This is a genomic window from Caballeronia sp. LZ035, assembly GCF_031451175.1.
Taxonomy (GTDB): Bacteria; Pseudomonadota; Gammaproteobacteria; order Burkholderiales; family Burkholderiaceae; genus Caballeronia.
This window is the reverse complement of record NZ_JARUXS010000006.1, coordinates 50,203-74,747: the sequence shown is the minus strand read 5'-3', so window position 1 is coordinate 74,747 and position 24,545 is coordinate 50,203. Positions and strand designations below refer to the sequence as shown.

Here is a 24,545-nt window from a genome sequence, read left to right as displayed (position 1 = left end):
GCAGGGTGCTTACGCCATTGCCTGACGGCACTGAGCGTCGCGCCCTTGCATGGCCTCGAATACCGCACGAAAATGCTGCGCCGTGCGCCGCAATCCGTCGTCGAGCGAGGTCGTCGGCGACCAGCCGAGCGCCTCGCGTGCGAGCGCGATATCCGGCTGTCGATGCCACGGATCATCCATCGGCAGAGGCTTGAACACGATCTCCGACGACGACCCCGTCAGTTCGATGATTCGCCGCGCGATCTCGAGCATCGAAAGCTCGTGCGGATTGCCGAGATTCACCGGACCGGTCAGTTCGTCGGGCGTGTTCATGAGGCGGATGAACGCATCGACCATATCGTCGACATAGCAGAACGAACGCGTCTGCGAGCCTTCGCCATAGACCGTGATCGGCTCGCCCGATAGCGCCTGCATCATGAAGTTCGAAATCACGCGCCCATCCGACGGGTGCATGCGCGGCCCGTACGTATTGAAGATGCGCGCGATCTTGATCGAAAGCCCGTGCTGCCGCCGATAGTCCATGAAGAGCGTTTCGGCGCAACGCTTGCCTTCGTCGTAACACGAACGCGGCCCGATGGGATTCACGTTGCCCCAGTACGCCTCCTGTTGCGGATGCACGTGGGCATCGCCATAGACTTCGCTCGTCGATGCCTGAAAGATGCGCGCGTGCACGCGCTTCGCGAGCCCGAGCATGTTGATCGCGCCGTGCACGCTCGTCTTCGTAGTCTGCACCGGATCATGCTGATAGTGAATCGGTGAAGCGGGGCACGCGAGGTTATAAATCTCATCGACTTCCACATAGAGCGGAAAGGTCACGTCGTGACGCATCAGCTCGAAGTTCGGGCTGTCGAGCAGATGCGCGATATTGTCCTTCGTGCCGGTATAGAAGTTATCGACGCACAGCACGTCATGACCTTGCGCAAGCAGACGCTCGCACAGATGCGAGCCGAGAAAGCCCGCGCCGCCCGTCACCAGAATCCGCTTCCTGAAGGCTTCTTTCATGTCGTCAAGTCCTGTCAGATGAATGGCTAGCTGCACACATAACGCAGCGCTTCGTCCCAGTCGCGCGCGAAGCGGGCGATGTGGAAGCGTTCCAGCGCGGTGCGCCGCGCGCCTTCGCCGAGACGCCGCGCTTCGGCGGGATCGCGCAGAAGGTGCTGCATCGCGTCGATGAGCGCTTGCGTATCCGTATGCACGTAGCCGCTCTCGCCGTTGCGGATCACGGTGGCGAGTTCGGTCGTCGCGAGACCGATGATCGGCATGCCGATCGTCATCGCCTCGACGATCGCGAGTCCGAGACTCGTCCAGCGAATCGGATTGAAGAAGAAACGATAGCGCGCGCTGAACGCCGCAAGCTCCAGATTGCCGACTTCGCCGATGCCGCCCGCCGATTGCGCATCCATGCCGACGAGATCGAGCGGCACGCGCGTGGCCGCTTGCGCATAGACATCGTTGCCGAGCCTTCTTCCGCGCTGACGCAGATGATTGATCACCGCGATGCCGCGCTGCAGTTCGCCGCTGTAATGCACGTCCTTGGGCACCACCACGCCATGCTCGATGACGCGCGTGGGCGTTTCGCCGCTCTCCCACATGAGCCGGTTGAAGTGCGTGACGTGCACCAGTAGCGTGTCGCGCTCCCGCACCCAGTGCTTCTGTTCGAAAGGGTTCTCCTGCGGCGGATCGTGTTCGATATAGATGCGCGGCAAGCGCCGCTGGGCATCGGTGAGCAGGTTGAGACGGTCGTCGTCCCATTGATGCCTGTGCTGGAACAGCACGACATCGAACGATTGCGACGGCACTTCGCTCGCCGGTATCTCATGCACGTTCGCGCCGAACGGCAACGCGCCCGCCGTGCCCGCGTATCCGGGCGGATAGCCGGGACGCGTGACCAGATAGAAGTCGTGCGGCGCCTGGCTCAGGTAATAGAGGTAATTGCCGTGGATATGCCACGTGAGCACACGCAAGCGCCGGGAACTAGTCGTGGGCATGAAGAAGCGTCTCCTGTCGGACGGTGGTTTCGAGTTGGGCGAAAGCGGTATCGAGCACCGATCGCACGCTCACGTTGAGCGCGCATTCGTGGCCGTAGGGACAGTCGCGAAACGCGCATGGACGACATGCGGGCCAGTCCGCGAGCACCCGATGACGCGCATGATCGAGCGGCGCCCAGCGGCGCGTATCGCTGCCCGATGCGATCACGACACTGGACGTGCGCATCGCCGCCGCGACATGCGATAGCCCGGTGTCGTTGCAGACGATGAGTCTCGCCCTCGCGACGAGCGCGGCCAGCGCGCCGAGCGACGTGCGTCCGGCGAGATCGATGGCTCGCAGGCCGGCATCGTGTGCAACGCGCGCGGTGAGCGGCGCTTCGCTCTCACTGCCCGTGACGGCGACTTGCCAGCCGGCTTGGGATATCGCGCGCGCCACTTCACCGAAGCGCTCGACGGGCCATCGGCGTGAAGGCAATTGCGCGCCCGGATGAAGCAGAACGAGTCTTTCGCAAACGATCGCGCGGGCATCGACCAGCGCATCGCATTCGCGCGTGTCGTCGTCGGTGAGCGGAATCTCCAGATCGAGCGCATCGGCTTCGATGCCGAGACGCTGCATCAGCGCGGTATAGCGCGCGGGCTCGGGCAGATCGTCCGGCCACGGCATGAACACGCCTTCGCGCATTGATTCATCGGGCTTGAGAAAGCCCGCGCTCATGCGCGCGCCCATGCCCGCGACGATATCGTTCGCGACGCCGCCGCTGCCATGCAACTGGATCGCGAGATCGAAGCGTCGTTCGCGCATGGCGTGCAGAAACGCGGGCAGATGCGCGTCGGTTTCCTCTTGCTCGGGAAATCCGATAGCGCCCGGAAACACGATGCGTTCATCGAGGAGATGCGCGTATCGGTCGACGAAGCTATTCGCCCAAGGCAAGCCGATGAGCGCGATATGCGCCTGCGGATACGCACGCCGCAACGCGCGCAATGCGGGCACGGCGCACAGCATGTCGCCGAGTTGCAGCGCGCGAAAGATCGCGATGCGTTCGATCGGCTCGATGTTCATAGGAAGAACACCCCGAACTTGAACGCGCCGCGAATGCGCCAATAGATCGACAGATACGGAATGATCGCGGATGTCCATAACATCTCGGCGATATGCGCGGGCGTGCGGGCCGTCGTCTTCAGTCGTTGCGTGCAGAACCATACCGTCATCGCTGCCCATGCGAGTCCCGCCATCGCTGCCATGCGCGGCGCACCCGCGATGAGCGATACGAGCGCCACGACGAGCGCCGCGAGCATCGCATAGTAGAGCAGCGGCGGACCGCGCCGGATACGTTCGCGAAACAGCGCACGATGCTTCTTGTACAGCAGCGCGTCGAACTGGCTCTTCTTCTGCTGAGAGATGCTCACGCCCCAGCGCGCGGGCCGCACGGGATGCAGGACCATTGCATCGTCGGCGCGTGCGATGGAAAGTCCCGCGCCCATCAACGCGAATTGCAGATCGGAGTCTTCACGCCACGCGGACGTGAAGCGCGCATCGAATCCGCCCGTGCGTTCGAGCGCGGCGCGTGTCGCGAACGCGTTCGCGGTGGCGAACTCCGTGTTGGCGAGACCGGCTGCATCGAGTTCGTAATCGGTCGGACGCTTGCGCAGCGGCACGACGATGCGGCCCGATACCGCATCGGCGCCCGCATCGAGCGCGCGCATGCCGTTCGCGAGCCACTGCGTATCGGGGATGGTGTCGTCGTCGGTGAAGGCGATGCTCCGTGCGAGCGAAGCGCGCCAGCCCGCATTGCGCGCGCCGGCCGGGCCTTGCGTCGACGTCACCGGCACGTAGCGGATTCTCGGTCCGTTCTGTGCGTGGGATGCGGCGAGACGCTGCACGGATGTCCTGGTCGCTTCATCGGGACCGTCATCGCACACGATGATTTCATATCGCGCCGGATCATACGCTTGCGATGCGATCGCGCACACGCAGCGTTCGAGCATCGCGGGACGGCGATACGTCGGCACGATCACGGACACGTCCGGAATGAAATCGTCGCGTGCAGCGGCGGGCGCATCCGTCGCGCTCATCTCGCCGTTTTCGAAAAGCCCCGTGTACGTGCTCATGCGCGCGCACCCGGTTTTTCGACGAGGAACGAGCCGATCACGAGCGCATCGAGCGGGGAGGTCCAGAACGATTCGAGCGCATCGCGCGGCGAGTTCACCATCGGCTCGCCGCGCGTATTGAACGACGTATTGACGAGCACCGGCACGCCCGTGCGCGCCTTGAACGCGGCGATGAGATCATAGTAGAGCGCATGCTGCGCGCGATTGACGGTCTGCACGCGCGCGGTGCCGTCGATATGCGTGACCGCTGGAATGCGCGCCTTCATCTCGGGCCGCACATCGAACACGAACAACATGAACGGCGCGACGCGTGCATCGACGAACCAGTCGGCGGCATGCTCCTCAATCACGACGGGCGCAACCGGGCGAAAGTCCTCGCGATCCTTGATCTCGTTCAGACGCGCCTGCATCGACGCATCGATGGGCGATGCAAGGATCGAGCGCGCGCCGAGCGCGCGCGGCCCGAATTCCGTGCGTCCCTGATACCAGCCGATCACGCGGTTCTGCGCGAGGATCTCCGCCGTTTCATCGGCGATATTCGTGAGCTTGCGATAAGGCGCGCGCGTCCATTTCAGAAACGCTTCGATCTCTTCGTCGCCGAACTCGGGGCCGAGATACGCGTGATCCATGCGCCACTTGCGTTCACGGTCGCCTGCTTCTGCGCGCTCGCGATAGTCCGTCCACAACGCGGCGCCGAGCGCCGTGCCGGCATCGCCCGCGGCGGGCTGCACCCACACTTCCCTGAACGGACCACGATCGCGCAGCCGCGCGTTCATCACGCAGTTGAGCGCGACGCCGCCAGCCATCGCGAGATTCGGCAGCCCGTTGCGCTCATGAAGCCACTTCGCGAGTTCGAGCGCGGTCTCTTCGAGCACGACTTGCAGCGAATGCGCGATATCGAAGTGATGCTGCGTGAGCGGACCGCCGCGTTCGCGCGCGGGGCCGAAGCGTTCGACGAGACGCGGCGCATCCACGGTATAGCTTCCGTCATGACGATACTTCACGACCTCGCGGAAATGATCGACATAGGCGGGCTTGCCGAAGGAAGCGAGCGCCATCACCTTGTACTCGTCCGACGAATGCAGGAAGCCCAGGTAGCCCGTCACGGCTTCATAGAGCAGGCCGAGCGAATGCGGCAGTTCCACCTGCTTCAGCCGTTGATATTCGCCGTTCACGAACTGCCCGAGGCTCGTGGTCACGCCTTCGCCGCGGCCATCCATCGTGAGCACGGCGGTATCGTCGAAAGGTGCCGCGAGAAACGCGCTCGCCTCGTGACACAGATGATGATCGACGTTATGCCATTGGAAACGCACCGCGCGTCCGCCGCTCGCGAAGCGCTTCTTCAGATGATGCGGCGCGCCGTCGAGCAACTGTCCTTTCGCGTTGACGATATAGCTCAGAAACAGCGGGTCCCACGGTGATTCGGACGGATTGGTCAGCGCTTCTTCGGACGGCATCATCGGCAGCGCGATGCTCGCCTTCGCGTCCTTCGGCATGCCGGAGAAGAGTTGCGGATCGTATGAATACGCGATGTGATCGATGTCGGCCAGCTCGATGCCCGCTTCCTTCAGGCAATAGTCGATCGCATCGAACGGAAGCTGCCAGGTCGAGAACGGCACGGGGCGCTTCGCGTGCTTGACGTGCGTGAAGCGTTCGTCCTCGGCCGCCGCGATAACGACGCCATCCTTGACGAGCGCCGCCGCGCTGTCGTGATAAACCGCGTTGATTCCCAATGTGTACATGTCTAGCTGGCCTGTGTGGTCGGGTTGATTTGCGATGGATTTGCTTCGATCAGTTCCAGCACGGCAGATACGACCTGATCCACGGCCACGCCCGTGAGGCACGCATGATGTCCTTCGGGACATACGCTGCGATAACACCAGCGGCACGGCACGTCGTTGTAGAGCACGCGATGCGGCGTCTGCCACGGCATGTGCTGCGGATTCGTGAGGGCGTACAGATCGACGACGGGCGTGCCCAGCGCCGATGCGAAATGCACCGGCCCGCTGTTGTTCGAAAGCAGTACACGCGCATGCCGGATGAGCGCGGCGAGTTCGCCGAGTTCGAGCGCGCCTGAGAGATCGAACGCACGCGCGCTTGCGCCGCATGCTTCGCGGCACAACGGACTTTCGCCCTGCGAGCCGGTCACGAGCATCGGCCATTGCAGATGCGCGCCGAGGCGTCCGATCGCTTCGGCGAAGCGCTCGACCGGATAGCGGCGCGAGTCCGCGCTCGCACCCGGATGCACGACGATAAACGGCGCATGCGGATCGACGCCGCGAGCGCGCAGTTTTTGCGCAAGCGATGCGGCATCCTCGGGACGCACGTTGAAGCGCATGCGCGTATCCGCCGTGCGCGCGCCGACTCGCGCGACGAGCGCGAGCTGCCGTTCGACTTCATGCCGCGTGCCCTGCTGCGGCTCGGTTTCCTGCACCCAGTCGCTGAGAAGGCCATATGGGTTCTCGCGACAATGCGCGAGGCGCAGCGGAATGCCGGCGAGATGACAGAGCATCGCGGCGGGCAGCGGATTCTGACTGTACACGCTGAAGATCACGGCCGCATCGAACTGCGCGGTATTGAGGCGCGCGCGCATGGCGAGATCGGCGAGTGCATCGACGGGCGCATCCTGCTTGACCCACGGCGCGTCGTATTCGATCACATCGTCGATCGCATCGATGAAAGGCGCCGCCGCCTTGCCCGCGCGCGATGCGAGCAAGGTCAGTTGCCGTCCGGGCTGCGCGGCGCGCAGCGCGTGCAGCGCGGGTGTGGTCATCAGCACGTCGCCGAGATTGTCGAGACGGATGCAGAGAATGCGCTTGACCTCCGCGCCCCAATCGCGCGGCTCGTTCGCCGCGCTCTTGCGCGCATGGACCTCGACGACCGGCGGCAATGCGGACGGACTGAGTGGATCGCGCTTCATGCGGGACACTCCGCATTGACGATCGCAATCGCCGCCTCGTACATGTCCTTCGCGACGATATCCGGTTCGCGTCCTGCGCCTCGCAGCCATTCCGTCTCGTTGCCGTTATCGATGAGCACGCAGCGACAGCCCGCGCGATGCCCCGCTTCGACATCGTCGAGAATGTCGCCGATGAACCAGCTCTGCGAGAGGTCGATGTCGTGTTCGCGTGCCGCGCGCAACAGCAGACCGGGCGCGGGCTTGCGGCAGTCGCATGCGCGCGTGTACTCGGGCACGATGCCTTGCGGATGATGCGGGCACCAGTACATATCGGTGAACGAGGCACCCGCTTCGGCGGCGAACTCGCGCAGACGCGCTTTGACCTGATCGAGCGCACGTTCCCCGAACTTGCCGAGTGCGACGCCGCTCTGATTGCTGACGACGAAGAGCGGCAGTCCAATCCATGCGAACAGACGCAATGCGTCGAGCGCGCCGGGCGCGAGACGCATCCAAAGCGGATCGACATTCCAGGGCACATCGTCAAGCAAGGTGCCGTCCTTGTCGATGAAGACGGCTGCGTGCGGCAGCTGCATCATCGCGATCCTCCGCTCATCGCGACGCGCGCCGCGGTCTGTGTCTCCGCGCCGCTCATGCCACCACTGATGCGCGCATAGACCTGCGCCAGCGCCTGCGCGACGCTCGACCACGTGAACATCGCGTTCGCGCGCGCGAGGCCGGCTTCGCCCATGCGGCGCGCGAGCATCGGATCGCGCTTGAGCGTGGCGATCGCGTCCGCGAGCGCGGCCGGATTCTTCGGCGGCACGAGCAGTCCCGTCTCGCCGTGCGCGACCGAATAGCGGATGCCGCCCACATCGGCGCCGATGACAGGCGCGCCGCACGCCATCGCTTCGAGCGGCGTGATGCCGAAAGGCTCGTACCACGGCGTCGTGACGAACACATCGGCTGCGTTATAGAAGTGCCTGAGTTCGGCACGGCCATGACGGCCCGCGAAGTGCACATGCGCTTCGATGCCGGATTCACGCGCGATGCCGCGAAGCCTGCCGATCTCCGGCGTCGCGATTTCGTTGGCTTCGTCGGAGTTGCCGCCCACCACATAAAGCTCGACGCTTTCGCCATGATCCGCGCGACAGGCGCCGAGCGCGCGCACGACGTTGTCGATGCCCTTGCGCGGCACCATGCGCCCGAGTTGCAACACGATGAAGCGATCCTGCGGCCAGCCGAGCCGTTCTCGCGCGCGCGCCTTGTCGAGCGGATGAAACTCTGCGCGATCGAAGCCGCACGGCACGAGATCGATGCGCGCGGGGTCGGCATCGTAGAGATGGATGAGGTCGTTCTGGTCCTGCGGACATTCGGCGATCACGGAATCGGAGCGCTTCACGAGCGCGTCTTCGATATCGAAGCGCGCATCGGGAAAGCCGTCCGATTCGCCCTGATGCAACCGCCGCACGCGGCCGAGCGCATGAAAGGTCGTGACGAGCGGCACGCCGAGCGCTTCCTTGATGCGCAGTCCCACGAGACCGGACATGAAGAAGTTCGCGTGCACGATGCCATACGGCTGCGCTTCCTGCTTCATGAATTCGATCATGAAGTCGGCGAACGCATCCATGTGCGGCAGAAGTTGCTCCTTCGGCAACTGCACGGGCGGCCCCGCCGGTACGTTTATCACGCGGATGTTTTCGAAGCGCGAGACGAGAGGCAGCAACGAGCGATCGCAGCGCGTGAAGACATCGACATCGTGACCGATACGCACGAGCTGGCGCGCGACGTTCGCGACATAGATGTTCTGGCCGCCGCTGTCGACGCCGCCCGCAATCGCCAGCGGCGAAGCATGTTCACTAATCAATGCGATTTTCACGAGAGTCTCCCTTGGACTGGCCGCCCGCCGTCATTTCTGGTCATTCAAGGGAACAGCATTCGTCGTGCCGCTCGTTTCGTTCGGCTGGCGAAAAGAGAAACGATATGCGGTTCGTCGTGGAGTGCACCGAATTTTCGACAGAGTTCAGTCGCGCTCCTATGAAAGCATTTCTTGGGGCGCTGTAGTTATTTACTGGACTGAAGCGTTTTCGCACGAGTGACTGCTGCGGTTCGTGTGTTCGCGCACTTGGCCGCCTGACCGTCGGGCCTACGCGTGCGGCGGTGACCAGGGCCGTTGCGTGGCTGGTCGAGGTGAGCTATCTTGCAGGCAATCTGTGGGGCGCCGTTCACGAGCTGCGACTGTGACGCGGGGATCGATGCAGGTGCACCGGGCACGAGCGCGCCGGCTACAACCCGAGCATGGATCGCACGACCTATCCGGCAGAGATTCAAGCTGCGGGAGCGAAGGCCGCGTCCCAGAGCGGCCCGACTAGCTTCGGCGGCGCTGCTGACACGACGTCGGCAGCGGGCGGCCCGGCGCACACCGGCAATAGCGTCGCACCGGTCTACTGAGCCGGGCTTTTTGCGTCCCATTTGGCGGCTTCCGACGCGTTGATCCGCCGTCAGGCGAGGCATGCTTGGTCACGCGTCGTCGCGACGGAAGGTGGAAGCAAGGTGTCCGAGACAGCGCAGGACCAAGCCAACCGGGTGTGGTGTGACCAGAGGATCAGACACGGTCGATATATAGGGAGGGCTGCCGACACCGCATGCTGCTGGCCCCACGAGGCGTACAAGCACTTCCTGAAACGTCCGGATCATAAATCGAACGAAGTCTCTATTCCGCGGGTACTTTTTCTAAGGCTGATTCGCCGCTCTCCAGCAGTTCATGAAGCTTGAACAACGCGATTTTCAGATGGCCATCAACCGCTAGTTTGCGAGCCGTGTGCAACACGTCCTGCTCAAAGGCATCGGGTTCGATTCCCCTCGATCGTCGCATCTCGATCATCGCCTTCCTCGTCCAGGTATTGGACGTCGAGCGATACGTCGCCAGAAACCATGACGGTGGCTGTCAAGCCGTTCACCATGTCCGGTTTAACCTCGTCGACGCTAGTAACCGTGTTGCTGCACGGGCCCATCGAAGGTCCCATCATTGAGACCGGCGAACTCCTCCTGATGATCCTCAAAGAACGACTTGACAGCTTCTTCAACCTTGGCCCTAAGGTCGGAATCTTTGCATAGATCGTCGAGGATGCTCACGTTGCCTCCTGTCATGTTGTTTCCGAGCAAGCCCGTCGATCGCGACGATCTCGATGACACCTGGACAGCCTTCGCGCTCCATCGCGCGAGGACGTAGCCAGCTACACGGCAGGGCCGCGTGAATGCGCATGCCTTTCGCCACACGCTCGGCACGTAATCGGTCGCGGACGAGGTACCCATCGATGTGATGCAGAAGGCTGGGCCATACGTCGCTGCAAACGACAACCATCTACGTGCAGGCCGAGAAACAGCGGGTGTCGGAAGAAGTGGCTCGAGTTTCTTGGCCGAGCCCGAATGCGACTGGTCCGCTCGGACGCACCCAAAGGACTTAGGTGCCAAGCGCAAATTGATTGAAGAATCGAACCATTTCGCTCGTTGCATGCGGACCGCAAGGGTCGGTGTACGTGCCTTCGATGTTCCCTCCGGACCAGGCATGACCCAGTCCGTGGACAAGCCATTGCTCGCCGACGGGGCGTCTATTCTCATCACGAAAGACACAACACGTGTACGCGTAGCCGTTCTTCGTTTTCTCCACGTAAGTTGAAGAAGGTTCAAGCGACGCGCTGCAGTCGCCATGCAAGAGTGCGCGCATCGCGACGATTTGATCGCTATTACGCGGATGCACGATTTCGTCGGCGTCGCCGTGAAAGACGATGAGCGGCACGACGCGGTGTTGGAGACCTTCAGGCAAACGTGCGGGCAGGCGCACCTTACTCATCCCATCATTCATCGCACAAAGCGCAGAGAATGCCTCATCGGCCACGCCGAAGGCGACGCCCGAGTGGACCGCTGCGGCCGCGTACAGATCTGGATGGGTGACGGCGAGATTGACCGCCATGGCGCCGCCAGCCGACATGCCCGCCACATAGACCCGTGTTGGGTCGACGTGGTAGGCCGCAATGACCTCCCGAGTAAGGGCCGCGATCATCGAGGTTTCGCCGGACTCACGCGCCTGGTCGCTGGGGCGGAACCAGTGCCAACATCGAAGCAGATTGGTGCTCTCCGACTGCTCCGGATAGGCGACGATATAGCCGTGCGCCTCTGCGGCTTCGTTCATTTCTGTGCCGGCTGCGAAGTCGTCGGGGTCTTGGTGTGCGCCGTGCAGCATCACGATCATCGGTAACGGCTGGCCGTGATAGACACTCGGGACGTAAAGTTTGAACCGGTGGGTATGGCCGCCATGCTCGAAGCGATTGCTCAACCATTGCGGCCCATTCGTAGCCGCCAGCCCGTGTCGCCCGCAAGAAGGCGCAATCGCGGGGCGCGACCGCTCCAGCGGCGCTGCGTCCTTGCTCGCGTCGATCGGGGCCCGGGAATGATCCGGCTTCCCGCTTTGGGCGGTCGTCTGGGGCTCCACGAAAAAATGCGTCGCCAACCACAGCGGTCCGCCGGTGAACAGCGAAAATAGCGCGGCCTGTGCCGACGCAAGCGGATCAAAGTTATTCATTTCGTCTCTTTGAAGTAAATCAGCGTGCGCTCGGATCCGCACGCAGACGCAACGGGCGATCCATTGGCCGCGTCAGGAACACTGCATTCGCCATTCCTGGCGTCGCATAGAACCTAAGCGAAGATTAGAAAGCGAATCGTTAAATCCGCGATGCGTCGTGCGGCGCGCGCCCATCGGTCTTTGGCAGCGCCATGCCGCATGAAGCCTCTCGATTGCGGCCTCATGCAGCTCGTCGTATCGGGCTGAACGCTTGGCGGGTGCGCGCGTGGTTGTCTTTGCGATTTCGCCGTTCGCATCCAGTATGGTGCCGCCCGTTTCGGGTACGGCGTCGGTCGCGGAGTCGGCGAGGTTCGTGATGAGATCGCTCGACGATTGGACGTCTGACTGCCCGTCGCTCGCGGCGACCTTTGCCGCCTCACTGAATGTGACGCCGTTACGCTCATACTGGCCGCGGACTTCGCCAACTATGTCGTCTTGGGTTGACGTGATAATCGACATCACGTGCTGGCCGTAGGAAGCGGCCTTCTGGGGGAACTGGGCGAACATGATGGACTGCCAACCAAGCACGTTGCCTGCGTCCGCCTCGTCCCCCGCGCGCAGTAGCGTGTTGCTTTCCTCGACTACCTTGTGGACTGTCTGTACGTTCAGTTCCGTCAGCGCTTGCAGACCGCTCGCGAAGCGCCCCGTGACGTTGAGAAGCGTCTGCAAGTTGGCGCGCGCGAGGGACGGAATCTGGTAAGCGAAATAACCGGGGTACTGAAACATTGACTGGCTCCTTTAAAAACTCGATGAACGTCGTTTGAAAGGAAATGTCAGACACGCCACACGGTCGTGCAGGAGTTGCCGGTCCGAAGAACATCGCATCGTGGGTGCCGACATCTGAAGCGGATAAAGGCGAGAGTCAGATCGCCCGGTCGCCTGAACCAGGCGATCGCAATGCTGCATCGGTAGGGCTTATTCGGGCGTCGTCTTTTTGGTGCTGGAAACGTCGACGGAGGCATCTCGGGAACCGGGCGTGCGCTCGACTTCCACTTGGGTGCCGCGGACGGTATCTGTGACTGTCTCGGTGCGGTTGGATGCTTCCTTGCCGACCACCACTTCCTCAACTACGCGGGCGGTCTTGGCGACGACAGCTTCTTCCGCAGTTTCCTTGATCTCAACGGAACCCTCGCGCAGATCGGCGGCGGTCGCGGGCCGGTCCACAGCGCGGCGCTCGATATTCGCGTGTTCTTCGCGCAGGTTCACCGACTCGCTGACTGGCGTCTCGGTCAGGCGGGAGTAGACTCGCACGCCACCCGTTTGCACGGATCGTTTGCCGACTTCCAGCGATTCCTGCACGACCGGAAACGCCTTCCGCTCTTCCGCGATCTGGTCCGCCGTGTAGGCGGGCGCGTCGCGGTCATAGTTGGTATAGCCCGTGTTGCGCCATTGAGCGACGCGCGAATCGATGTCGACCGCGCCGGCCGCATACAGCGCATCACGCACGCGTTCCGTCTCGGATTCATTCACCACGTCTACCGACAAGAGGGCACTGCCACGCCGCACGGCTTCTTGATAATGACCAATCTCTTCCGGTCGATCGCTGTCGCCGAAAAGATTCTTGAAGAAATGCTCAATCCTGGCCATCGCTCCTTCATGGACTTCGCCAGCGGGACGGCCCGCTGCTGCGCTGTCCACAGCTGGATCAGTGGACAGGGTCGAACGCTCGTCATTCGAATGCACGCGCATGTCCGTGCGTGCGATGCCTTCTGCCTCGAGCCGCGTCTGGGCGCGCTCCGCATCCTGGAAGGTATCGAATACACCGATAACGTCTGAGTCATTGTGGCATCTCCGGATAAAGGGCTTGCGCAAGCCGAAAGTGAAGCGCGTGTGAGAGCGAACGCAACCTCCGTTCCAGTGCAGCTCAACGAGAGGGCGGATCAGGCTTCCACTGGCCATCGGGGCCGTCGCGCCGCTCAACTACCAGTTCCTCGGCATGCGTCAGGACTTGACGCACGACGTCGCGTTCTGTCTCTGTCGTCTTGATGTGTACCTCTTCTTTCAACGTCAGTTGCATCGTGACGACCGGCACATATTCGTAAATGGGAATGATTAATGTGTCGCCGTCCCGGCGCGGCTCCGCGCGTTCCTCGACCGGACGATTAACAGGTACGTGCTTGACCTCAACATGCTGCTCGCGCAGGCGCATCGTCACGGGTTCCATCTCTTCATGGACAACCTTGCGTACGCGCACCGCTCCCGTCTCCGTCGTCCTGACGCCGACCTCAAGCTCCTCCTGGACGGCAGAAAGACGGACTTCATCTTGTGAGACGCCTGACGCGGCGGGGTTTGGTGCGGCTTTCTCTGAATTCATCGATTCCTCCATGCGCGAGCGCGGCGTGCCACGAGGCCGCTCACAGCCGGCCACTATGCGCGGCGGCCCGGTTACGAGGCAGTGCGGGATCTCGATCCGCCGCGGCGCCGCCGCTTTCCTCGAACGGCGGTTGATGGCGAAAACCGGCGCCGCCCGACACGATCGCGATGATCGCGCCGACGACCAGTGCAGCGAACGAGAACCAGCTCGCACGCGCGACGCCGCGCGCAGCCGTATCCGCCGCTTGGCGAGCGTTCTGTTCCGCCTCGGGGCCGGATGCCGCGGAGGCTGCCGAGGCCACTGTAGCTTGCACCTGCTGCTTCGCCGAATCGATCAGCTGATTGCTGCTGCCCGGTTGATTAGCCGCAGTCGCCCCGACTTGGGCGCCGGTCGCGGCGATGCTACTTGCCGTGCTCACAGCACCGGTGATCAGCGACGTCATCCCATAGACAATCAGCAGTGTCATGACGGCCCACGACAGCAAGCCGTGTAGCCATCCAAGCACAGGGGCGCACCGCCCGGCGAAGTAGGAGCCGACGAACACGGCGAACACCGTTGTCACGATGACCCAGACGCCCGAGCCGAAGCCAAAGCCGTGCAACGGGTCGGGCTTCGACAGCGGCGCCAGCAGCGATGCACCGATGGCGGTGCCGAGCGCACTCATGGTCAGATAGACAATCATCGAGAGGATGACTCCCGCGATGATGGACCCCCACGACAGCCGTGGTAGGCCGTCTTTGGTCGTTAAAAGTCGCATGATCGTTCTCCGTTGAGTCGTTGCGAGGATGGTCCTGACTGGTCGCAATAGACATGCCGACTCGCTGGTACCGGCGAACAGAGGACGCAACGACCGCGCTCTCCCGCGCGTCGTCGTAAGTGGACGGTGAAAGTAAAAGTGACGGCGCCATACCAGCCAAATTGTTGCGCGATATACGTCACGTATCGGACGCGCGCGGTGGCGCATGGGCTGGCGACAACGCGCTATGATCCGACGACAAGGGGAAAACGGCGACGAGAACGGCGGAGCGAACCGCTAGCGCGGCTCAAAACCAAAAAAGACAGGAGAAGGAGTCATGTACGCTAATGTCGACGACGCGCAGTCCGCCTTCCTGGATGCCCTTGTGATCGAAAGGAAAGTGGTTTGGGTCTTTTTGGTTAATGGAATCAAGCTGACTGGCCAACTGACGTCGTTCGATAAACGTGTCCTCTTACTGCAGTCTCCCACCGGCCTACAGACCGTTTTCAAAAGCGCTGTTTCTACGGTTTGCCCGCCCCATGTGATCGAAGGCAGGCAATCACGGGATGGCCGTCCCGTGGAACAACACGAACGATTTCGGCTGAAGCGGCCTCAACGCTAATCGTCACCATGCCTGCGAACAAGTGAGTTGTGGCAGCGCCATGTCTGGACGTCGAGAAAATGGCGGTCAACCGGTATGGTGATTGCTGCGGGTGGGTTACGGTCGTGCTCCTAGGATACCGAAGATGCTTACACAGAAAACCAAGGACATTGTCAAGGCGACGGCACCCGTGCTCGCCGAGCATGGATATCCAATCATCAAGCGCTTCTATACGAGACTCTTCGAAGCTCATCCGGAGCTCAGGAACGTTTTCAACATGACCCATCAGGAGCGAGGCGAGCAGCAGCAAGCGCTCGCTCGACTAAAGAACATCGCAAACAAGCACGCTAGCCTCGATGTGCGACCCGAGCACTACCCCATTGTGGGTGAGCACCTCCTGGGGGCGATCAAGGACGTGCTGGGCGACGCTGCAACGGACGAGATCATTTCCGCGTGGGCGCAAGCCTATGGAAATCTGGCTGACGTCCTGATGGGCATGGAAAGCGAGCTCCGTGAGCGCTCTGCAAGTGCACTGGGCGGCTGGAACGGGTGGCGGAAGTTCGTCGTGAAGGAAAAGCGCGCCGAAAGCAGCGTCATTACGTCCTTCATTCTGGAGCCCGTCGATGGGCAACCAGTGCCGAATTTCGAACCGGGACAGTACATCAGTATTGCTGTGAACGTGCCCGCGCTCGGCCTTCAACAAATCCGTCAATACAGCCTGTCCGATATGCCTAATGGGCGCAGCTACCGAATCTCCGTCAAACGGGAAGAGGGCGATGCAACGCGGCCACCCGGACAGGTCTCGTCGCTGCTGCACGATCACGTCAACGTCGGCGACGAAGTCAAGCTGGCCGCACCGTACGGGACTTTCTACATCGATGTCAATGCGGCAACCCCGCTGGTGCTAATCAGTGGCGGTGTCGGGCTTACGCCGATGGTGAGCATGCTCAAGCGCGCCATCCAGAATCCACAGCGACAGGTCGTTTTCATCCACGGCGCCCGCAACAGTAACGTCCATGCGATGCGCGACCGACTCAAACAGACAGTCGCCACGTATCCCGATTTCAAGGCTGTTGTGTACTACGATGATCCTTTGGCGGGCGACGTACAAGGCGTCGATTTCGATCGCAAGGGCTTTATCAACCTCAGCGAGATCAAAGACCTCCTCTTGTTACCGGATGCCGACTACTACATTTGCGGCCCGATTCCCTTCATGCGGCTACAGCATGATGCTTTGCGGCAGCTAGACGTCCCTGAATCAAGAATCCACTATGAGGTTTTCGGTCCGGACCTCTTCGCGGAGTAAGCCAGCGGTTTGATCAACTTCAGGCCAAGGACGCTGCCCAAACGCGTTGTGCTGCAATGTCCGCAGACGCTGCATGGACCGGACCATCAAGTCTGCGGCTGGCCGCCTTGTCCGGAGACATCCAGTAAAAGCTCGATGAGGGCCTCGCCGCGCCCAATCCCTGCGTTCGGCCGCAGCATTCACCCCGATGCAGTAACGGCGTATCGGCAACGGTGATAGTGTTCCTCGAGCGGCGAGTGACGCGGCCACCGCTCGGCTGGCCGCGCACACGGGGCTTTATATCAGTCCTGGTCGCTGCGCTCGACAACGAGCATCAGCGCGCAGACGCTGCGGCGTCGAGTGAGCCATAGCGATAACTGTTTCTTCCTTCTCGTTTGGCTTCGTACATTGCTTTGTCGGCCGTCGCCAGGAGCCTGTCCGGCGTCGTTGGCGTTTGAGCGTTGCACAGAACAACGCCCACGCTCGTCGCAATCGTGACCTCATGATCAGTCAGGCAAAATGGCCTACTCAGCGGGATGCAGATGGATTCGGCAATGCCGCTGGCGGCCGTCTCATCGGTCACGCCGTGACTCACGACAACGAATTCGTCGCCTGCAAGACGGCTCGTAAAATCGCTCTTGCGCACCGTGTCCGTGAGGCGCTGGGCGACCTGTCGTAACAACTCATCGCCTGTCTCATGGCCGTATGCATCATTGACCGGCTTGAAGCCATCGAGGTCGAGAAAGAACAGGGCCAGCGCTTGACGCGTTGCACGGTCAGACGCAAGGTGTTGCGCCAGATGCCCGGTCAATGCACGTCGGTTTGGCAATCCGGTGAGCGGATCACGCATTGCCTGCGCGATGAGTTGCCGCTCGGCCTGCTTACGAGCCGTTACGTCTTGCGCCATCTGCGTGCAAAAAGCGACCTCTCGCGACGTCTCGCAGGCATCCACGCCGACCCGCGATTTGAACCACTGCCGATGTTCGTCGACCAGCGAGACCAGCGCTATTGGCACGCTGAGCATGTGTGCGAGCACACGCGTGATGCGATCGAATGCTTCTTCGGCAGGTGTATCGAGAATCGATAATCCGTGCAAGACGCGCAGGCGTTCTGCCTCGTCGGGCGGCATTGGAGCAACGTGCATGAATTGGTCTTGTGCAGGCGTTCATTTACGAGCAATCCATTCTAACGGCAGTCGTTGCAAGCGTTTGCCAGCAGCAACAGCAGCATGGCGTCGACAATAGACGAAGCGTCCTTGCACGTGACGTACGTACGATTATGTGGACACGAAAATGAAGCGACGCAAAGTACGGTGGCCGCGCTAGCCGTCGCTTTGCCGGTCAACGGTGCAGCGGTTGCGCAGACGGGAGGGCAAAAGGCCCAGTGCAGCCTCACAGGTGAAGCAGGAAAGGGCGGACCGATTTTTCCCAATTCATGCCGCCGATATGGCGTAGCGCCGGCAGTGTTCGAGGTATCCGACCTCGTGGCTTCCCACCAGATCGACGATGCTATGCCACAGCCATAGTGGGGCGTCCATTGAACGTGTATTGCCCCGTCTGAGATCAGTGAGCCAGCTCCGTCGCGTTGCTCGGTCCATTTGCCGCGCGTGCGCCTGGCCGACGATGCGCGCCAGATAGCGCGCCAGGTTCATCGCCTCGGTTTGCCCGATCTGCTCTATTTCTAGCTTCAAATCCTGCGGCAGCAACTCGCGGAGAATGACTGGTTTGCCTTGAAGATCGGCCGCGCGCATTCGCTTGCCGAGGTGCGGGGAGAGATTACGGGCGCCTTCCACGACACGTTCGGCGTTGTCGCGCGGCATTGCGGTGTTGGCATAGCCGGGTGCCGCAGCCTTGACGGCTTCCTTAATGTCGATGAGGCAAAGATCGTCGCCTTCGACTACGCCCCCGTCGACATCGAGTAGAACGGCGTACCGAAGACGTCCGAGGGAGCTGCAGCCTTTGACCCAGTAGGCGGCGTCCAATACGGTGACGTTACCGGTATTCGAGCGGCCCCGCAGACTCGTCGCTAGATCGGCGACAGTTTTTTTCTCAAAAAGCGCTTCAATTTCGCCACGTTCGTCTTTGGTGATCGGCCAGAACCGCTTGCCAAACGGAATGGTCGGCTGCGTGTCGTCTAGTCTTTCGCGCGCTAGATGTTTCCATGAACGACGAACGGCTTCGCGCATCACGATGCGCACGACCTCTGGGCGTCTGATTTCCTCATCGAGGTTGCATTTCTCGTCGAACGTTTCCGTATAGCCCGCGAACAAGGCTTCAATCATATTGATCGTCGTAACGCCTGGCAGCGCTGAACTGCGCGCCGCGGTGGCGAGGGACAATCCGAGACGAATCAGATCATGCACCGGATTACCGATGACGGTCTGATCCAGATCTCTGATCTGTACCTCGATTCGACCGTTGGCATCGGCAATTGGACCGAGATTGCCGGTATGGCAATCGCCGCAGATCCACACTGCTGGTCCCGACGGCAGGCTCTCGGCAGACGCCTCGTGAAGCCAGTCATAGAACTTGATCGTATTTCCGCGCACGTATGCGTGCGTTGAACTTGCCATCTTGTTGTTGCGCCTGGCAGTCAGGACTTTCAACCGACGTTCGCAGTCGGCCACCTTCGCTTTTCGTTGATTTCGCCACCGGACAGTGCCCTTCAAATATCGATGATGCGACGACGGGTGAAAAACGTGATGCATGCCATGTGCCCGAGCGGAAGTGGTCGCGCAATGCAACTTTCTTCCGTTGAGGCCATTACGTCTCCGTCGCATGGCAATTGAAGGGTGCTTATTTTGCTCTAATTAATCAAATCTATCTGGTTCGAAAGCCTGATAATGTAATATTATCGGGATAGCGTTTCAGGGGTAAAATTCACGAATTCTGATTTACAAGAGAGGAGAGCGCGCCGTGGCACAAGGCTTTCCGCCGGATGACCCCAACGCGGACCGTAAACCGGACCACGAACCGGACCGCGAACCGGACGACGGCTCGGGCGACGCCTACGACGAGCTGCCGGATGCGTACGTCACGCGTCTTTTGCATGAGCTCGAACAGGTCGTCACCGCGAGCCGCCGCACGATTGCCATTCGCTATGCCGCCCACGGGGTGACCTTCCCGGTGCCGCCGACGCTGGACCGCGCCGAACTCATGGTACTGACCGCGCTGGTGCAGACCTACGGCGTCGCGGTGTTTCGCGATGACTTCAGTGGGGTGCGCCAGCGCTTGGCGGAATGCGGTGCCGTGGTCGTCCTGCAGCAGACGGTGTTCGGCGATCGCCCGGGCCGGGGCTTGCAGCGTTATGGGACTTGAATCGGTGGGGGATCCGTCGGCGGCGTCGCTGCGCGCCTGCAGGAAGCGCGGCCGCTGTTCGAGACGCTGTGCGAGCAATTTCCTGAGACCTTTCTGGTGCAAGCGCGGGCACTGCTGGCGCGGGTCGCGCGGAGATCGTTGCCGCCGAGGCCACGGAGGCAACCGATGCCACCGAAGCCGCCCGAGCCGCCGCTCGAATCGGAGGACGGAGAGTGCGACGATGCCTAAGCACAGTCAGCAAGATCGGCACGATCAGCATGACGCCTCGGCTCGGTCGGCCCAAAAAGCACCCTCCGAAGCTCGCTCCAAGGCTGCCCCGGAAAAGCTCATCGCCAAGACCGCACGCCCCCCGGAGAAGCTCACCGAATCACTTGCCCTCGAGCGCCGTTACACGACCAAGGATTTCACGGCGCTGCGCGCGTACGTGCAGCGCATCGCGCCCGCGGTGATCGCGCGCACTTACTACGATCCCGACGAGGATGCGCACGCGGCAACGCCTGGTGCGATGGAGCGGCATCTCAACACGATGCTCGACGCACTGGTGGCGCTGGCGCTCGCGCACGGCTCGACGGCGCTCGCCGATCATCTGCGCGCGTCGATCCGTCAGCACGGGCGCCCGTCGCTGACGGCGGTCACCTTCCGCATGGTGACCGAGGCGGCGCAGTTGGCCGCATTGCCGCCGCGGGCCGATCACGCCATCAGTGCTTGGCTGCGGCCGCGCGTGGCGCGTCGGCTGAAAGGCGAGGGCATCCAGACGCTCGGTGAACTGGTGGCCTTCTGCAACCGACGCGGCGGCAGCTGGTGGCGCTCGATTCCGCGCATCGGCCCGGGCCGGGCGCGCGCGATCGTGAGCTGGCTGCGCAAGCAGCACGTATCACTGCAACTAACGATCGAAGCGGACGTCGACTCCGAGGAACGGGACGGCGTGCCGCTGATCGCGGCCGAACTGGTCGAAGTGGTGCCGGCCGCCAAGGTGACGGGAAGCGGCCCAAGCGGCGTCCCGAGCGGCGGCGGTCCAGGCGGCAGCCCGGAATGTGCAAGCCGGCTGACGAGTCGCCTCGTTCTTGCGCCGCTCGAGCGTCTCGCCGTGCCGCACGCGCTCTCCGGCGCGCATGGCGAAAATCGTTCGACGGCCTTCTGTTATATCCAGGCGAACCACGATCTCGATGCAGTGCGCGCGTATCTGAACCGCTTTCGCGATCAGCCTAAAACGCTGCGGGCGTACACCAAGGAGCTCGAACGCTTCCTGTTATGGGCGGTCGTCTTGCGCGGCAAGGCGCTGAGTGATCTGCGCGTGGACGACTGCGAGGCCTACAAGGACTTTTTGAAAAGCCCCGATCCGCGCTTTGTCGGCGAGCGCTTCCCGCGGCACTCGCCGCGGTGGCGACCGTTTGCCTTGCCCAACGCCTCTGCGGCCGCCGACGGTGCCGCATCGCTGTCCGCGACGCTTTCGCCCGACTCGCAGCGTTATACCGTTCGGGTACTGCGGACGGCGTTCGCCTGGTGGGTCGATGTGCGCTATTTGGCAGGTAACCCATGGACGGCAGTCAACGATCCGGTCGTCGTCAAGCGCGCGAGCGCAATGAAGATCGAGCGGGCATTGCCAGCCGAACTGTGGCGCAAGTTGCGCGACGAGCTCGATACGCGATCGGCAGCCGCGGGGGCGAAGCAATGGCGCGCCCTGCGCGCAGCCATCTTACTGATGGGCGATTCCGGTCTGCGGCGTGAGGAGGCGGCCTCCGCGCGTCGAGAGCATTTGCGTCCGTCCCAAGTTACGACAGGCGGCGTCGCTGTGTGGGAGTTGACGGTGATCGGCAAGGGGCTGCGCGAGCGGGCCGTGCCAGTGAGCGCCGCGACCCTCTCGGCGTTGCGTGTGCATTGGGCCGATCGACGCAGTGACTTCGACGGCGTAGCGGACGGGGCGATGCCTCAGGGTCCTTTGCTCGCACCCATCGTGATCCCGTCAACGGACGCATCGCGGCGGCGTCACCGAAGCAGACAGCCGGGTTCGCAGAGCGAAGCCGGTTACACCGCCGATGGCATCAATCGGTTGATGGCGCGCATGTTGACGGCCCTTGTCGAGACCATGGAAAATCTCACGTCAGACGAGCGGGCGACGCTCGGCTCAGTCACCGCGCATGCGATGCGACATACGTTCGGAACGCAATCCGTGGCCAATGAAGTACCGATCGACGTGGTGCAGAAGGTCCTGGGTCATGCCTCTCTGCAGACGACCTCGATCTACGTGCGGGCGGAACGAATCCGAATGCTGGAAGAGGTGGCTGGCTATTACGCGCGAAGCGCTGACTTCGTTGGCGTCACCCAACGCGACAAATGAATGTAATGAGTTAGCGATGCTACCGCTCGAAGAAGCTACGACAATATTTCTAGGTTTGGCTCAACTTAAAGGGGTGGGCTTCAAGACCCTTCGCGGGTACGGCGGGGTTGACGCCGTTGCCGAAGGATTTGCGACGGAGGGCGCGTCGAAGTTCATTCGCCGTCTGTCGGATGAACCCCTCACCCACGACGTCCATTCTCACGTGCTTCGGATGGGTACGGTTGCCGCAGCAAACATCCGAAATCGGGGCATCCATCTGGTTCGTGCAGGCGATCCCAACTATCCGAAGCGATTCGAAGACCTTGATGAAAATTTGCGCCCACTCTGGTTTTTCTACCGGGGAGACGTTCAACTGCTGAGCGCGTTCAACGTGGGGGTCGTCGGCACGCGATCCCCATCTGATGAAGGGGCGTTCTTGGCGAAATATGCGGTCGCAACGGTGCGCGCGCTCGACGCCTGCCTGGTCAGTGGACTGGCCAAGGGCGTTGACGAAATCGCCCACGAATGGGCGCTTCACTCCGGCGTGAAGAACATCTCTGTGTTGGCGAACGGTCTCCTGAGGGTGTATCCCGCTAAGAACGCGGACTTGGCCGATAAGATCGTCGACGCAGGAGGCGTGCTGATTTCCGAGTACCTTCCCAGTGAGGCACCCAGCGCGGAGGCGTTCGTCTGGCGCAACCGCTTGCAGGCCGCCCTTTCGAATTGCGTCGTCGCGCCGGAGTGGAAGCGCGCGTCAGGCACGGCGCACACGATCAGATTCGCGAAGAAGCTTGGCCGACCCACGATTAACCTAGTCTCTACGGGTCGAACGTTCAGCGATGATCACGGCCAAGCGGACATGTCGTTCAACGTTCCCGCCGAGCACACCGAATTCACCGACGCATTGCGCGGCACGCTGGCCGGGGGGCAGGAGCCACCTGCCGAGGCGCATGCAAAGACCGCCTTTTTCGCGCGGCAAGGTGATTTGTTCGGAGCGACGGAATGAGTTTGAAGCTCTTGCTGGTGAGTGTCGGTGGAACGCTTGCGCATGGTAATCAGATCAACGGGAAAATCGCTGCAGAGTTGGGCCGTTTGGTCCGAGAGTTGGATGCCCGCGGCGTCAGGACTGTCCTGTGGTCCAATCGAAATTGGACCGTGGGTGGCGTTCCGTTGCGCCAATACTTTTCCCAGATCGCCGGCATCGACGTCCCTGTCCATGGAGCAGGCGTCGATCGCAGCCCTGCTCGCGTCCTTCAGAACTCTGCGGCGCCCATATTGCAACGCTACGGGGTGCAGACCCACGAGACGGTACTCGTCGGCGGAATGACCGACGACATGCGCGCGGGCGTTCAGAACCAATTCATCCTAGTGCGACCAGACTGGTACGCGCAGCAGATGGAATACGGCTTTCCCGTCGCGAGTGTGGGCGAGTTAGCGCGGTTCTGTTTTGTCTTTGCGCTCAGGCAGCATCCGATTTTCTGGCGCGTGCAGCACGGTAACCTCGACGTCAGCGCCGGGGGGCCCTTCTCAACGATGAACGAGCGGTTCGCTGTCTTCGGCGGTGACGCTCGAGCGTTCGCGAAGCACGGGCAGGGGCATCCTGACTTCTGGTTTTATTTCACCGTGTCGTCGTTGTACTTTGCCGGACTTCTGCAGGGCGTCGACTATATTTGCAGCTATCCTGGCCACAAACCCGATTCGGATCCGGATATACACGGCGTGTCAGCGACACTGGCACGACTCGGAAAGTGCTTCGGTAAATCCTACTATCACGACTTAATCATCCGGCATCGCGAAGCCCCGAAGAGCCAATACACGAAAGCGGCGGACCGCAGGTTCATCACGCAATTGAACACGATCCACTTGCAACCGAAACCGCATCGAAATTTGCGCGACCAGCCCAACAAGACCAACCTCAAACTTGCGGGCAAACGCGTCCTGGTCGTCGATGACTTCTGCACGTCGGGGTGCAGCTCGGAAGCCGCGCGCGCATTCATCGAGGCCGCCGGTGGTCAGGCCCGGCTGTATTCATGGTTGAAAACAATCAACACGGCGTATCAGGAGATCACGCCGTCGATCGATCTGAACGCGTACGCAGCGGCGTCGCTTGCCGCCGACCCTCCTGCGGTGGCTCATGCCTACCATGCCGGTATCATTGATCATCATGCTCCGGCTGAGATTCAGTCGATCTTCGATCAGTTTTGCGGGTGGACCTGGTAGCGCCAGATTTTTGGGAGGTCGGCAGTGATAACGCAGGGACGTGCAGCTGAAGGCCCGGGTCGAACCCCAGCGCGCAACTGCGCTGCCCCGGAAAATGCGCCGGGACCATGAGCAGAATGCTTTATACTGTATGTATATACA

At 61.9% G+C, this 24,545-nt stretch carries 24 protein-coding genes; 7 read left to right on the top strand and 17 right to left on the bottom strand.

Annotation, left to right across the window (positions count from 1 at the left end; genetic code table 11):
* Window positions 1-9: 9 nt before the first annotated feature.
* From QCE88_RS39865 to QCE88_RS39830, 8 genes are read right to left on the bottom strand one after another with little or no spacing between them, the layout of a single operon-like run.
* Window positions 10-1,002, bottom strand: a complete 993-nt coding sequence (locus QCE88_RS39865; protein WP_309911429.1) for an SDR family oxidoreductase — start codon at window positions 1,000-1,002, stop codon at window positions 10-12.
* 26 nt (window positions 1,003-1,028) lie between these two features.
* On the bottom strand, window positions 1,029-1,988 hold the full coding sequence (locus QCE88_RS39860) for a glycosyltransferase family 4 protein (RefSeq protein WP_309911427.1): 960 nt from the start codon (window positions 1,986-1,988) through the stop codon (window positions 1,029-1,031).
* Window positions 1,975-3,048, bottom strand: coding sequence for a glycosyltransferase family 9 protein (locus tag QCE88_RS39855; RefSeq protein WP_309911426.1), 1,074 nt, complete (start codon window positions 3,046-3,048; stop codon window positions 1,975-1,977). Before QCE88_RS39855 ends, QCE88_RS39860 begins: the two co-directional genes overlap by 14 nt.
* The gene (locus QCE88_RS39850; RefSeq protein ID WP_309911479.1) at window positions 3,045-4,061 is read right to left on the bottom strand and encodes a glycosyltransferase family A protein; all 1,017 of its coding nucleotides are present in this window, start codon (window positions 4,059-4,061) and stop codon (window positions 3,045-3,047) included. Before QCE88_RS39850 ends, QCE88_RS39855 begins: the two co-directional genes overlap by 4 nt.
* Before the next feature lie 32 nt (window positions 4,062-4,093).
* On the bottom strand, window positions 4,094-5,839 hold the full coding sequence (locus QCE88_RS39845; RefSeq protein WP_309911425.1) for a carbamoyltransferase C-terminal domain-containing protein: 1,746 nt from the start codon (window positions 5,837-5,839) through the stop codon (window positions 4,094-4,096).
* 2 nt (window positions 5,840-5,841) lie between these two features.
* Window positions 5,842-7,017 (bottom strand): glycosyltransferase family 9 protein, encoded by a 1,176-nt coding sequence (locus QCE88_RS39840; protein ID WP_309911424.1) that lies wholly within the window; start codon window positions 7,015-7,017, stop codon window positions 5,842-5,844.
* On the bottom strand, window positions 7,014-7,589 hold the full coding sequence (locus tag QCE88_RS39835) for an HAD family hydrolase (RefSeq protein ID WP_309911478.1): 576 nt from the start codon (window positions 7,587-7,589) through the stop codon (window positions 7,014-7,016). Before QCE88_RS39835 ends, QCE88_RS39840 begins: the two co-directional genes overlap by 4 nt.
* Window positions 7,589-8,872, bottom strand: a complete 1,284-nt coding sequence (locus QCE88_RS39830) for a glycosyltransferase family 1 protein (RefSeq protein ID WP_309911423.1) — start codon at window positions 8,870-8,872, stop codon at window positions 7,589-7,591. Before QCE88_RS39830 ends, QCE88_RS39835 begins: the two co-directional genes overlap by 1 nt.
* Window positions 8,873-9,291: 419 nt before the next feature.
* Between QCE88_RS39830 and QCE88_RS39825 the strand changes: the two genes are divergently transcribed.
* The gene (locus tag QCE88_RS39825; protein ID WP_309911422.1) at window positions 9,292-9,444 is read left to right on the top strand and encodes a hypothetical protein; all 153 of its coding nucleotides are present in this window, start codon (window positions 9,292-9,294) and stop codon (window positions 9,442-9,444) included.
* 262 nt (window positions 9,445-9,706) lie between these two features.
* Here the strand turns inward: QCE88_RS39825 and QCE88_RS39820 are convergent, their stop codons facing one another.
* From QCE88_RS39820 to QCE88_RS39790, 7 genes are all read right to left on the bottom strand, one after another.
* Window positions 9,707-9,877, bottom strand: coding sequence for a hypothetical protein (locus tag QCE88_RS39820; protein WP_309911420.1), 171 nt, complete (start codon window positions 9,875-9,877; stop codon window positions 9,707-9,709).
* A 101-nt stretch (window positions 9,878-9,978) separates the two neighbouring features.
* On the bottom strand, window positions 9,979-10,128 hold the full coding sequence (locus QCE88_RS39815; protein ID WP_309911419.1) for a hypothetical protein: 150 nt from the start codon (window positions 10,126-10,128) through the stop codon (window positions 9,979-9,981).
* Between the two features lie 328 nt (window positions 10,129-10,456).
* A complete protein-coding gene (locus QCE88_RS39810; protein ID WP_309911418.1) occupies window positions 10,457-11,575 on the bottom strand; it encodes a PHB depolymerase family esterase in 1,119 nt (372 codons plus the stop codon).
* Between the two features lie 72 nt (window positions 11,576-11,647).
* On the bottom strand, window positions 11,648-12,340 hold the full coding sequence (locus QCE88_RS39805; protein WP_309911416.1) for a phasin family protein: 693 nt from the start codon (window positions 12,338-12,340) through the stop codon (window positions 11,648-11,650).
* Between the two features lie 189 nt (window positions 12,341-12,529).
* The gene (locus QCE88_RS39800) at window positions 12,530-13,534 is read right to left on the bottom strand and encodes a YsnF/AvaK domain-containing protein (RefSeq protein ID WP_309911414.1); all 1,005 of its coding nucleotides are present in this window, start codon (window positions 13,532-13,534) and stop codon (window positions 12,530-12,532) included.
* Complete coding sequence (locus tag QCE88_RS39795; RefSeq protein WP_309911413.1) at window positions 13,479-13,928, bottom strand: YsnF/AvaK domain-containing protein; 450 nt, start codon at window positions 13,926-13,928, stop codon at window positions 13,479-13,481. Before QCE88_RS39795 ends, QCE88_RS39800 begins: the two co-directional genes overlap by 56 nt.
* Window positions 13,929-13,968: 40 nt before the next feature.
* Window positions 13,969-14,685 (bottom strand): hypothetical protein, encoded by a 717-nt coding sequence (locus tag QCE88_RS39790; RefSeq protein ID WP_309911411.1) that lies wholly within the window; start codon window positions 14,683-14,685, stop codon window positions 13,969-13,971.
* Between the two features lie 316 nt (window positions 14,686-15,001).
* Here QCE88_RS39790 and QCE88_RS39785 point away from each other — a divergent pair, with 316 nt between their 5' ends.
* Window positions 15,002-15,286 carry an RNA chaperone Hfq gene (locus tag QCE88_RS39785; protein WP_309911409.1) on the top strand — a complete coding sequence of 95 codons (285 nt, stop codon included), beginning with the start codon at window positions 15,002-15,004 and terminating at the stop codon, window positions 15,284-15,286.
* Between the two features lie 124 nt (window positions 15,287-15,410).
* Window positions 15,411-16,571 carry an NO-inducible flavohemoprotein gene (hmpA, locus tag QCE88_RS39780; protein WP_309911407.1) on the top strand — a complete coding sequence of 387 codons (1,161 nt, stop codon included), beginning with the start codon at window positions 15,411-15,413 and terminating at the stop codon, window positions 16,569-16,571.
* A gap of 313 nt (window positions 16,572-16,884) precedes the next feature.
* Here the strand turns inward: hmpA and QCE88_RS39775 are convergent, their stop codons facing one another.
* Window positions 16,885-17,694, bottom strand: coding sequence for a GGDEF domain-containing protein (locus QCE88_RS39775; RefSeq protein ID WP_309911406.1), 810 nt, complete (start codon window positions 17,692-17,694; stop codon window positions 16,885-16,887).
* Between the two features lie 288 nt (window positions 17,695-17,982).
* Window positions 17,983-19,176 carry a DUF2252 domain-containing protein gene (locus tag QCE88_RS39770; RefSeq protein WP_309911404.1) on the bottom strand — a complete coding sequence of 398 codons (1,194 nt, stop codon included), beginning with the start codon at window positions 19,174-19,176 and terminating at the stop codon, window positions 17,983-17,985.
* A gap of 289 nt (window positions 19,177-19,465) precedes the next feature.
* On the opposite strand from QCE88_RS39770, the gene QCE88_RS39765 reads away from it, so the two are divergent.
* The 4 genes from QCE88_RS39765 to QCE88_RS39750 all read left to right on the top strand — a co-directional run bounded on the left by QCE88_RS39765 (window position 19,466) and on the right by QCE88_RS39750 (window position 24,404).
* Window positions 19,466-19,867, top strand: a complete 402-nt coding sequence (locus QCE88_RS39765) for a hypothetical protein (protein WP_309911402.1) — start codon at window positions 19,466-19,468, stop codon at window positions 19,865-19,867.
* A 220-nt stretch (window positions 19,868-20,087) separates the two neighbouring features.
* Window positions 20,088-22,205 (top strand): site-specific integrase, encoded by a 2,118-nt coding sequence (locus QCE88_RS39760; RefSeq protein ID WP_309911400.1) that lies wholly within the window; start codon window positions 20,088-20,090, stop codon window positions 22,203-22,205.
* Window positions 22,206-22,221: 16 nt separating this feature from the next.
* Window positions 22,222-23,190, top strand: coding sequence for a DNA-processing protein DprA (locus QCE88_RS39755; protein WP_309911398.1), 969 nt, complete (start codon window positions 22,222-22,224; stop codon window positions 23,188-23,190).
* Window positions 23,187-24,404, top strand: coding sequence for a phosphoribosyltransferase (locus QCE88_RS39750; RefSeq protein WP_309911396.1), 1,218 nt, complete (start codon window positions 23,187-23,189; stop codon window positions 24,402-24,404). The genes QCE88_RS39755 and QCE88_RS39750 overlap by 4 nt, the downstream gene beginning before the upstream one ends.
* Window positions 24,405-24,545 lie beyond the last annotated feature (141 nt).

Bases quoted from the DNA above. Each gene is read 5' to 3' on its own strand.
- QCE88_RS39825 (WP_309911422.1), top strand. From the start codon at position 9,292: ATGGATCGCACGACCTATCCGGCAGAGATTCAAGCTGCGGGAGCGAAG.
- QCE88_RS39790 (WP_309911411.1), bottom strand. From the start codon at position 14,685: ATGCGACTTTTAACGACCAAAGACGGCCTACCACGGCTGTCGTGGGGG.
- hmpA (WP_309911407.1), top strand. From the start codon at position 15,411: ATGCTTACACAGAAAACCAAGGACATTGTCAAGGCGACGGCACCCGTG.
- QCE88_RS39820 (WP_309911420.1), bottom strand. From the start codon at position 9,877: ATGATCGAGATGCGACGATCGAGGGGAATCGAACCCGATGCCTTTGAG.
- QCE88_RS39785 (WP_309911409.1), top strand. From the start codon at position 15,002: ATGTACGCTAATGTCGACGACGCGCAGTCCGCCTTCCTGGATGCCCTT.
- QCE88_RS39865 (WP_309911429.1), bottom strand. From the start codon at position 1,002: ATGAAAGAAGCCTTCAGGAAGCGGATTCTGGTGACGGGCGGCGCGGGC.
- QCE88_RS39755 (WP_309911398.1), top strand. From the start codon at position 22,222: ATGCTACCGCTCGAAGAAGCTACGACAATATTTCTAGGTTTGGCTCAA.
- QCE88_RS39835 (WP_309911478.1), bottom strand. From the start codon at position 7,589: ATGCAGCTGCCGCACGCAGCCGTCTTCATCGACAAGGACGGCACCTTG.
- QCE88_RS39805 (WP_309911416.1), bottom strand. From the start codon at position 12,340: ATGTTTCAGTACCCCGGTTATTTCGCTTACCAGATTCCGTCCCTCGCG.
- QCE88_RS39775 (WP_309911406.1), bottom strand. From the start codon at position 17,694: ATGCACGTTGCTCCAATGCCGCCCGACGAGGCAGAACGCCTGCGCGTC.
- QCE88_RS39860 (WP_309911427.1), bottom strand. From the start codon at position 1,988: ATGCCCACGACTAGTTCCCGGCGCTTGCGTGTGCTCACGTGGCATATC.
- QCE88_RS39855 (WP_309911426.1), bottom strand. From the start codon at position 3,048: ATGAACATCGAGCCGATCGAACGCATCGCGATCTTTCGCGCGCTGCAA.
- QCE88_RS39810 (WP_309911418.1), bottom strand. From the start codon at position 11,575: ATGAATAACTTTGATCCGCTTGCGTCGGCACAGGCCGCGCTATTTTCG.
- QCE88_RS39760 (WP_309911400.1), top strand. From the start codon at position 20,088: ATGCCTAAGCACAGTCAGCAAGATCGGCACGATCAGCATGACGCCTCG.
- QCE88_RS39840 (WP_309911424.1), bottom strand. From the start codon at position 7,017: ATGAAGCGCGATCCACTCAGTCCGTCCGCATTGCCGCCGGTCGTCGAG.
- QCE88_RS39850 (WP_309911479.1), bottom strand. From the start codon at position 4,061: ATGAGCGCGACGGATGCGCCCGCCGCTGCACGCGACGATTTCATTCCG.
- QCE88_RS39795 (WP_309911413.1), bottom strand. From the start codon at position 13,928: ATGAATTCAGAGAAAGCCGCACCAAACCCCGCCGCGTCAGGCGTCTCA.
- QCE88_RS39750 (WP_309911396.1), top strand. From the start codon at position 23,187: ATGAGTTTGAAGCTCTTGCTGGTGAGTGTCGGTGGAACGCTTGCGCAT.
- QCE88_RS39845 (WP_309911425.1), bottom strand. From the start codon at position 5,839: ATGTACACATTGGGAATCAACGCGGTTTATCACGACAGCGCGGCGGCG.